The organism is uncultured Streptococcus sp. (assembly GCF_963511325.1).
GTDB lineage: Bacteria > Bacillota > Bacilli > Lactobacillales > Streptococcaceae > Streptococcus.
In genome coordinates this window covers 1-9,737 of sequence record NZ_CAUPII010000048.1, presented here as the reverse complement: position 1 = coordinate 9,737, position 9,737 = coordinate 1, and the positions used below count along the sequence as shown (strand labels likewise).

The following is a 9,737-nucleotide window of genomic DNA, read 5'->3' as shown; positions in this document are numbered from 1 at the left end:
GGTAACTTTCTTCTATAAGTATTCAACAATTCATGAAGGGCGTAGTAATCATCCAGCCACAATCCTCCTTCTGGTAGGCGATGGCTAATCTCCCCTACTTCTTCGTAGGCCATTCGGTCTAGGCGACGTTTTTGACTCTCTTGCTTTCTGACGCTATCTAGGATTCGATTGCGGAATTTTGTTTTGAAGTAGACGTAGAGTTTCTTTTCCTCTTCCACTAATTCTGGATGGGCCTCGAGGAGTTCATAGAGACAGATCAGTCCTTCTTGGTCCCAATCCTCTTTTTCCCACAGGTGGAGATAGTAATCTTTTCGACATCTATGGACAATTCCTTTTACCTTCTCATAATACTTTTCAAGCATTTGCTTTCCCCCTTTCTCTGCTTGTAGTATAGCAGAGAAAGGGGGAAAGAAGGGCTTTGATTTCTGTCTTGTGTTTTTTCAAGTCCAAGGTGTATCAGGAAGTATGAATACTGACAAATGAGCCGTAAAAAAAGACAACTGTCTCTTTTACAATTGTCTTTGTTTGTGATTTTATATTGATAATTTTTTTGGTTAAAGTTCTGCAATCTGATTAAGATTTACTTCCGCTACTGTATCATTACCAAACATTGAGATAATCATCTTAACTTTATTATTATCAATTTCTGTGATCTTACCTGTGTAATCTGCGAAAGCACCGTCAATGATGCGAACAGTTTGGCCAACTTCAACATCAATATCAAATTCTTGGACAGTTTGACCCATAGAAACTAAAATATCGCGAATTTCTTGTTCCAAAAGTGGAGTTGGTTTTGATCTGTTTCCGTGTGAACCTACGAATCCTGTTACGTTTGGTGTGTTACGTACAACAAACCATGCTTCGTCGGTCATAACCATTTCTACAAGAACATAACCTGGAAAGCGATTTTCTTCGATTTCTTTTTTCTTTCCATTTTTTTCCACTTGCACTGTTTGTGTAGGAATTTCAACACGTAGAATATTTTCTAACATATTGTATGTTTGTGCACGTTGCAATAGATTTTCTTTTACTTTATTTTCGTAGCCAGAGTAAGTTTGTAGCACAAACCATCCTTTATCAAAACTATCCATGTTTTTTCCTTTCCTAACTGAAGAATTTCAGCGACTAGATCTTTTTCTTAGCTTATTTTAAAAAATATTAATAAAACGAATCAATCCGCTAACAATCAATTGGTCAAAAATATAAATCATCACTACAAAGAAAGCAGTGTATTCCATGATAGATTTAAAATCTAACCAACTTTCCTTGCGAGTCGGCCAAGTTGTTTCTTTAAGAAGTTTAAAAATATCCTTAATAAAACGCATCGTTTTCTCCTATCTCGTTTCTCGGTGTGTGGTGTACTTGCCACAGTGTTTACAAAATTTATTTACTTCTAAGCGTGTTGGTTTTGGATTTCCACTAATCTTAATCGAATAGTTTCTAGAACCACAAACCGCACAGGCTAGACTTGCTTTTTTAAGTGCCATAACGCCTCCATCCTACCTATTATAACAATAAACCTCTGCTTTGACAAGTTAAATCGTTTGTTGATTTTTTAAGGTAATTTCTCAAAGTAACTTCCACTTGATTTACCAAGAGATTTAGCCAAAATACTTTTAAACATAATTTTTCAAAAGAAAAGCATCATAACAAGTCAGCGACTCTAACTTCTGATCCAAAAAATCAAACAAATCTAAAAAGATCTCCCTTGGTATCGGTAAACTAGCTTCAAATTCTTTCTTCTGTTGATACTTATACTCTACTAGGAATTTCCTTTCCACTTCTTTCTCCATTTTCTACTTCAACTAACTTCCACTTGAGAGCAAATAGAAAGAGTCAGCAAGCCAACTCTTTCTATCTCTATTCACTTTTTTCCATTAAGAAATCATAGATTTCCTTAACTGTTCCAAGCGCCATTATTTCTTGCTCTTTAACAGTTTGTTGCAGCTTTTGATAAATCTGACTCTCAGCTATATCACGCTTTTCAGCCTCTTTATTCACCCTCATGACTCCATTTTCAATGGTCACAAAGCCAAGCTCTTCAAATATCTGAATCATTTTAACTAATAGAATTTGCTCAATCTTGAGAAAGGCTGCCAAATCCTTGAGTTTATAGCGAATGTCAAACTCTGGGAACTGATAGATGGCTTTATACAATTTTGCAAACTGCTCTCTTGTGCCATATCCCGTCAAGTAGTAAGCCTTAGCTATATCATTTTTAAAGTAAATAGCAGAAAAATTTTGCTCCTGACAGATTTTCTTAAGGAGGGATATATCCTCAGGGATATTTTTTACGACAATAGCTGAACAAGAGATCACATCAGGCAACTCTTGCGTAAAGTCCAAAACAGGTACCCCTTCTGGTAATAGGGCATTCTTGCCACGGATGTTAAAGAGCTGGACACCTTCTACACGGGCGTCAACCATCATCAACTGCAAGGTTGTTTGACCATTCCACTGGTTGACAGAGAGAGTCACTGCCAATTCCAGTTGCTTAGTCTGTGAGAATTCAGTCGCCCATTTACCCTGACCAAAAGCGACCACCTCAAAACTGGCCTCACCTTTGGAAATTTTCAGCTTAAGATGAGCATTACCAGCTCCCATAACGCGAGCATTTTCAATTTGAAAATCTCGAATATAAAAGACAGGTTTTTGGTTATCCATCCCAAAAGGAGCTAGACGTTCAAAACTTTTCACCGTCTCCAGACTCAAGGTCTCTAAATCCAGTTCTTCATCTAAAAATAGATTGTTTTTTCCTTGGGCATCTGCACCTTTTTCTCGGATATAGGCTTCCAAAAGATCAGATAAGACTTCCAACTTATCCACTTCAAGGGTCATACCTGCAGCGCCTGCGTGACCACCAAAGGCTATAAATAGTTCTCGATGCGGGTCCAAAGCTTCAAAAATATCAACCGCTTCAATGCTTCGAGCGCTACCTTTGGCGCGTCCATCTTCGATATTCAAGACAATGACTGTCTGACCCAGTTCTTCAAGTAAGCGCCCAGCTACAATTCCAAGAACTCCCGGATTCCAGCCTTCCTTCGCCAAAACTTGAACACTTCTCTCAGGATCCACCATGCCTTTAGCTTCATCGTAAATCGACTGAACAATTTCCTTACGTTCTTCATTCTTTTGATGAATCAAAAGGGCGATTTCATGCGCTTCCTCATCGTCAAATCCAGTCAACAAATCAATAGCTGGATTGGGATCATCCAAGCGTCCAAGGGCATTTAAACGAGGTGCTAACTGAAAACCAACCGTCTCTTCTGTCACATCACTACTCGAAATCCCAGCGATTTCAAACATTTCTTGTAGCCCCATTCGTTGGGTATTGCGCAAGACCTCAAGACCATACTGGACCATGATACGATTTTCGTCCGTCAAGCTGACCATATCGGCAATTGTACCGATGGCAACCAAGTCCAACAACTCAACCTGCACTTCTTCTAAAAGGGCACAAGCCAACTTAAATGCGACACCACAACCCGCCAAATGCTTGAAAGGATAGTCCGCCCCTGGATGTTCAGGATGGATAATAGCATAGGCATCTGGTAAAACCTCAGGCATAGAATGGTGGTCAGTCACAATGACATCCACTCCCATAGACTGAGCCAAATCAATGGCCTCATGCCCCGCCACACCATTGTCCACCGTCACAATCAAAGACACACCCTGCTGTTCGATAAAATATTTGTAGACACTGGCATTTGGACCATAACCATCCGTAAAGCGATTGGGAAGATAAACCAGGCACTCAGCGCCTAACTGTTCTAAACTTTCCTTGACAATGGAAGCCGAAGTCATCCCATCCGCATCGTAGTCCCCGTAAATGAGAATCAGTTCCCCTTGCTCAATAGCATGGCGAATCCGCTCCACTGCCTTTTCCATATCATTTAAAAGGTAGGGATCATGCAAATCATCTAAAGAAGGTTCTAAAAATTTTTTCAGACTGGTTTCATCCTGAATACCTCGTTCAAATAACAAACGAGCCACTTCAGGACCCAAACCAGCTTTCTTGGCTATCTTTGTAAAATCCGCATCCTCAACTTGCGGAGCAAATTGCCAATTATAAGTAGGAATTATCAAAAAAATCATCCACTCTTTCTTACGATTCTATCATTTTATTATAACATGATTTTCAGTTTTTCTCTATCTGCTTTGCTTTTATCAAAGTTTTACTAATTTCTTTGTAATATCATTTGACAGGAAAACGCTTTTGTTGTAGAATCTATGTTACAAAATCTAACACAAAGGAGAAAAATTATGACTTTAGTAGAATTTAAAGCTGTTGAAAAGTATTACGGAGACTACCACGCACTCCAGAATATCAACCTTCGTTTTGAAAAAGGCCAAGTTGTTGTTTTACTTGGACCATCTGGTTCTGGAAAGTCAACTCTGATCCGTACTATCAATGGTCTAGAGGCGATTGATAGCGGAAGTCTCCTGGTAAACGGACACCAAGTGGCAGGTGCGAGCCAAAAGGATTTGGTCCCTCTCCGCAAGGAAGTAGGTATGGTTTTCCAACATTTTAATCTTTATCCACATAAGACTGTGTTAGAAAATGTAACTCTCGCACCTATTAAAGTACTGGGTATTGATCCCAAAGAGGCTCAAAAAACTGCACAAAAATATTTAGAATTTGTAAATATGTGGGATAAGAAAGATTCCTATCCAGCCACCTTATCAGGCGGACAAAAGCAACGAGTAGCTATCGCTAGAGGCCTAGCTATGAAACCTGAACTCCTACTCTTTGATGAACCAACCTCAGCTCTCGACCCCGAAACAATCGGTGATGTCCTTGCTGTTATGCAAAAACTAGCCCAGGACGGTATGAATATGATCATCGTCACACACGAAATGGGCTTCGCTCGCAAGGTAGCTGATCGCATCATCTTTATGGCAGATGGGCAAGTCTTGGTCGATACAACAGATGTGGATGCATTTTTTGACCACCCAAGTGAACCGCGCGCCCAACAATTTCTCAGCAAGATTATTAACCACGAAAGTGACAAGGTCAAATAAGGAGACGCCTATGAAAAAGAATTTCTTTCTTGCAACAGTAGTTACCAGCCTTTTAAGTATTGGATTTGTGACATCAGTTCAAGCAGATACCAGTATCGCAGATATTCAAAAAAAGGGAGAAATCGTTGTCGGCGTCAAACAAGACGTTCCGAATTTCGGCTATAAAAATCCGAAAACAGGAGAATTCTCAGGTATTGAAACAGAGTTAGCTAAACTGATTGCAGATCAACTCAAGGTCAAGGTCCGCTACGTTCCAGTTACTGCTCAAACGCGAGGTCCTCTGTTAGACAACGAACAAGTGGATATGGATATCGCCACCTTCACTATTACAGATGAGCGGAAAAAGCTCTACAACTTCACCAGCCCTTACTATACAGACGCCTGTGGATTTTTGGTAAATAAATCAGGTAAGATTAAAGATATTGAGGATTTAAACGGAAAAACCATTGGAGTCGCACAAGGATCCATCACCCAAAAGCTGATTACAGAGCTAGGTAATAAAAAAGGACTATCCTTTAAATTTGTCGAACTCGGCTCTTATCCTGAATTAATCACCTCCCTCCACGCCCATCGGATTGATGCCTTCTCAGTAGACCGTTCTATCCTTTCCGGATATAGCAGCAAAAGAACTGAACTACTTGACGATAGCTTCAAACCTTCTGACTATGGTATTGTAACCAAAAAATCGAACACGCAACTGAATGACTATCTAGATCAATTGGTTGTCAAATGGAGTCAGGATGGGACCTTGCAGGACTTATACGATCGCTACAATCTCAAACCTTCCAAACACTCAGCAGAATAAGGAGGTAGCTACATGATAGATTCATCATCTTGGACAGCTTATTTTCAACATTTTGGTCAATTTTTTAACGGATTTCTCTTTACTATAGCTATCGCTCTAGGTTCTTTTGCCCTAGCCATGCTATTAGGCATCCTATTCGGTACCTTATCCACTAGTAAACATGGCAGTTTACGGATCTTGTCCCGTATCTTTGTCGAATTTTATCAAAACACCCCTCTCCTAGTTCAGTTCGTTATTGTATTTTACGGCTTGCCTCTGATTAGTAACCATACTATCATGATTCCCATCTACTGGACTGCCGTTCTTTGTGTCGGACTCTACCACGGCGCATATATCGCTGAGGTCATTCGGTCAGGAATTCAATCTATCCCTAAAGGCCAACTCGAAGCCGCTCTTTCTCAGGGATTCACCTATGCAAATGAAATGCGCTTGATTATCTTACCGCAGGCTTTTCGCATCATTCTCCCTCCCTTGACCAACCAAGTCGTCAACCTGATTAAGAATACTTCGACAGTAGCTATCATTTCTGGAGTTGATCTTATGTTTGTCACCAAATCTTGGTCCGCACTCAACGGAAACTATGTCCCTGCCTTTTTAGGCGCCGCCTTCTTCTACTTTGCCCTCTGCTTCCCTGTTGCTCAATTTGGACGAAAAATGGAGCAAGCTAACAAAAAAGCTTATTCACTTTAGGAGGTTTTTATGGAAAGTATTCTTGAAGTTCTCAGTCTAGACAACCTCATCTTTATTTTAAAAGGTTTTGGTCTAACCCTCTATATCTCTTTGATTGCTATCACACTTTCAACAGCAATTGGAACCATCCTTGCTATCATGCGTAACGGAAAAAACACCCTATTACGAATCCTTGCTAGTGTCTACATTGAATTTGTACGAAATGTTCCTAATCTACTCTGGATTTTCACTATTTTTTTAGTCTTTAAAATGAAATCTACCCCAGCCGGAATCACTGCCTTTACTCTCTTTACATCAGCAGCCCTTGCTGAAATTGTCCGAGGTGGTCTTAACGCAGTGGATCAAGGACAATACGAGGCTGGAATGGCACAAGGTTTCTCCTATCACCAAATCCTCTATCATATCATCCTACCGCAAGCCATCCGCAAGATGCTCCCTGCCATCATCTCTCAATTTGTAACAGTGATTAAGGATACAAGTCTTCTATACTCTGTAATCGCCCTCCAAGAGCTTTTTGGTGCCAGTCAAATCCTCATGGGCCGATATTTTGAACCAGAACAGGTTTTCAGCTTATATATCCTGATCGCCCTAATCTACTTCAGCTTCAACCTAGCTATTTCAAGCCTTTCACGGACTCTAGCAAAACGTTGGCAACAAGCTACAGAATAACAAGAGGTTGGGACAAAAAATCCCGACCTCACTTTTTATTAACAATCAAACTTTGACGCGGTAGCTGATTGAACTTTTTGTTCGTCTTTTAGACTCCAAAAAGCTCCTAATCATCCTCGCGGGGCTGGGACTACGAAATCGAGACTTTGTCTATCGATTTCTGTCCCACCGCCTTTTGAGAGAAATCTTTTTGCTTATTCCTTTACTAGAATAAAGCTAGGAAATGTTAAACTGCCAAACTTTATGCTAGACTAGAAATATGGAACATCATTTTAATCATCGAGCAGAATCATTTGATTCTCCAAAAAATCAATTTCTGGCCGATCTTGTTTGCCAGCATCTAGTAAAACAAGTGCCTGATTTGTCGAACAAATCAATCCTAGACTTTGGAGGTGGAACTGGCCTTATCGCCCTTCCTCTTGCCAAACAAGCTAAATCAGTGACCTTGGTTGATATTGCAGACAAGATGCTTGCGCAAGCTCGTCTCAAGATTGAAAGTCAAAAGCTTGCAAACCTATACTTGATTCAACAGGATTTATTACTTGAACCACTTGAAGAAGAGTTCGATCTTATCATCGTCAGTCGAGTTCTTCATCATATGCCTAATCTCGAGGACAGTCTGGCTATGTTCAAGGAACATTTGACTCATGGCGGGCAACTCTTTATCGCTGATTTTACTGTACCAGCTGGAGAGACACACGGTTTTATCATTTCTGAACTTGAAGAAAGTCTCAGCCAACAAGGTTTTTCGGAAATAACAAGTCAAATACTCTACAGCTCAGACCATCTCTTTCTCCGTAAACCTTCCCGATTATTTCTTACAAGTAGCAAGAATATTTAGCCCTTAGAGTATCAGACAATCCCTAAAAACAAAGCAAATGCTAATCTTTACTCAGCTTTTGCATTTTCCCAATAGATAAGGTATAATAGTTGTATTGTCTTTTGGGGTCGTTACGGATTCGACAGGCATTATGAGGCATATTTTGCGACTCGTGTGGCGACGTAAACGCTCAGTTAAATATAACTGCAAAAAATAACACTTCTTACGCTCTAGCTGCCTAAAAAACAGCAGGCGTGACCCGATTCGGATTGCTCGTGTCTGATGACAGGTCTTATTATTAGCGAGATACGATCAGGCTTTGTCTAGCAGTTTGATAAGAGATTTATAGACTCGCAGTTTCTAGGCTTGAGTTATGTGTCGAGGGGCTGTTAAAACAATACATAACCTATGGTTGTAGACAAATATGTTAGCAGGTGTTTGGACGTGGGTTCGACTCCCACCGGCTCCATTATATTAAAAAAACGTTGATGATCTCAACGTTTTTTCTGTTCTCATACAAGTTTACAATGTTATAGTGGATTGAACCTATAATAGTACGCTACGGGTTCTAAAACATTTTTAGAAATTAATTTGACTTTCCTAAACTCTTTGTTCATATCTTATTTCAATCCAATATACATCAAGATACTTAAAAGATGGCAACATTAACTTTTCTTCTATGGGAAAAATAGCATATACATTGAACAGCTATTCAATTGAATTTTTAGTGTTTTAAAGATCTGTAAGACTGACATTCCACCATTCTCCTAATATTATTCATCAAAAAAACCGTAAGAATTTCTTCTTACGGTTTTTCTAGCAAACTCATAGAATCAAGATTCTCAAGTATGCTTTATCAGAGTAATGATAAATTACTCTTCTTCCTTGCGTTTTTTAGCGAAGAGAAGTCCACCTGTCGCTGCTGCAAGAAGTGCTAAGCCAAGTGAAGCGTTAGATTGCTCTGTACCAGTATTTGGCAATTCTTTCGCTCCAGCTTTCTTAGCTGATTGGTTAGCAGCTGACTCTTTAGTTGCTTCCTTAACAGCTTTCTCACTTGCAATTACTGCTACTGATCCATCTGCAAAGGTTACAACTACTGATCCGTCATTGTTAACCTTGATATCTGTTGCTGTTGGGTTAGCTTTCTTAACTTCGTCGGCTACTTTACCTTTTTCAGCATCAGTCAAGTTGCTTGGATCTGTAACTGGGGTTACTGATGGGTTCTTAACGCCATTTGAATCAGCTGATTTCACTGTCTTCGCTGGGGTCAAGACTACTACTGAACCATCTGGGAAGGTTACTGTTGCTGTGCCATCATTTCCTACTTCTACCTTGCTTGCTGTTGGATTAGCTTTCTTAACTTTGTCGGCTACCTTAGCTTTTTCGGCATCAGTCAAGTTGCTTGGATCTGTAACTGGGGTTACTGATGGATTCTTAACTCCATCTGATTCCTTAACTTTATCTGATGATTTCTTAACTGTCTTATCGGCTGGAATTACAGCTGTTGTACCATCTTCAAAGGTTACAACTACTGATCCATCTTTGTTAACCTTGATATCTTTCGCGGTTGGGTTAGCTTTCTTAACTTCTTCCGCTACTTTAGCTTTTTCGGCGTCAGTCAAGTTGCTTGGATCTGTAACTGGGGTTACTGATGGATCTTTAACGACTTTATTAGTTGGATCTTTTACAGTTACTTTAACTGGTACTTCATCCTTAGAACCATCTGGGTAA

The 9,737-nt window shown here is 39.9% G+C and carries 11 protein-coding genes and 1 other RNA gene; 6 read left to right on the top strand and 6 right to left on the bottom strand.

Annotated elements, in window-relative coordinates; all coding sequences use genetic code 11:
• The 5 genes from RQ973_RS09185 to recJ form a co-directional block, all read right to left on the bottom strand.
• Positions 1–362: sigma-70 family RNA polymerase sigma factor (locus RQ973_RS09185; RefSeq protein ID WP_311523772.1), on the bottom strand; the 362-nt coding region annotated here is incomplete at its 3' end.
• Between the two features lie 192 nt (positions 363–554).
• On the bottom strand, positions 555–1,091 hold the full coding sequence (gene nusG, locus RQ973_RS09180; RefSeq protein WP_045763385.1) for a transcription termination/antitermination protein NusG: 537 nt from the start codon (positions 1,089–1,091) through the stop codon (positions 555–557).
• Positions 1,092–1,148: 57 nt separating this feature from the next.
• Entirely contained in the window at positions 1,149–1,325 is a 177-nt protein-coding gene (gene secE / locus RQ973_RS09175) for a preprotein translocase subunit SecE (protein WP_001211016.1), read from the bottom strand.
• A gap of 9 nt (positions 1,326–1,334) precedes the next feature.
• Complete coding sequence (gene rpmG, locus RQ973_RS09170; protein ID WP_001809375.1) at positions 1,335–1,487, bottom strand: 50S ribosomal protein L33; 153 nt, start codon at positions 1,485–1,487, stop codon at positions 1,335–1,337.
• Positions 1,488–1,860: 373 nt separating this feature from the next.
• Entirely contained in the window at positions 1,861–4,086 is a 2,226-nt protein-coding gene (recJ, locus tag RQ973_RS09165; RefSeq protein WP_311523774.1) for a single-stranded-DNA-specific exonuclease RecJ, read from the bottom strand.
• A 177-nt stretch (positions 4,087–4,263) separates the two neighbouring features.
• Here recJ and RQ973_RS09160 point away from each other — a divergent pair, with 177 nt between their 5' ends.
• The 6 genes from RQ973_RS09160 to ssrA all read left to right on the top strand — a co-directional run bounded on the left by RQ973_RS09160 (position 4,264) and on the right by ssrA (position 8,478).
• Positions 4,264–5,022, top strand: coding sequence for an amino acid ABC transporter ATP-binding protein (locus RQ973_RS09160; protein WP_311523770.1), 759 nt, complete (start codon positions 4,264–4,266; stop codon positions 5,020–5,022).
• Between the two features lie 10 nt (positions 5,023–5,032).
• Entirely contained in the window at positions 5,033–5,827 is a 795-nt protein-coding gene (locus tag RQ973_RS09155; RefSeq protein ID WP_311523768.1) for a transporter substrate-binding domain-containing protein, read from the top strand.
• A 12-nt stretch (positions 5,828–5,839) separates the two neighbouring features.
• Complete coding sequence (locus RQ973_RS09150; RefSeq protein ID WP_075231401.1) at positions 5,840–6,517, top strand: amino acid ABC transporter permease; 678 nt, start codon at positions 5,840–5,842, stop codon at positions 6,515–6,517.
• A 9-nt stretch (positions 6,518–6,526) separates the two neighbouring features.
• A complete protein-coding gene (locus tag RQ973_RS09145) occupies positions 6,527–7,186 on the top strand; it encodes an amino acid ABC transporter permease (protein ID WP_311523766.1) in 660 nt (219 codons plus the stop codon).
• A 259-nt stretch (positions 7,187–7,445) separates the two neighbouring features.
• Positions 7,446–8,027, top strand: a complete 582-nt coding sequence (locus tag RQ973_RS09140) for a class I SAM-dependent methyltransferase (RefSeq protein WP_311523764.1) — start codon at positions 7,446–7,448, stop codon at positions 8,025–8,027.
• A 103-nt stretch (positions 8,028–8,130) separates the two neighbouring features.
• Positions 8,131–8,478, top strand: a transfer-messenger RNA (tmRNA) gene (ssrA, locus tag RQ973_RS09135).
• A 400-nt stretch (positions 8,479–8,878) separates the two neighbouring features.
• Here ssrA and RQ973_RS09130 read toward each other — a convergent pair.
• Positions 8,879–9,737: LPXTG cell wall anchor domain-containing protein (locus RQ973_RS09130; protein WP_311523762.1), on the bottom strand; the 859-nt coding region annotated here is incomplete at its 5' end.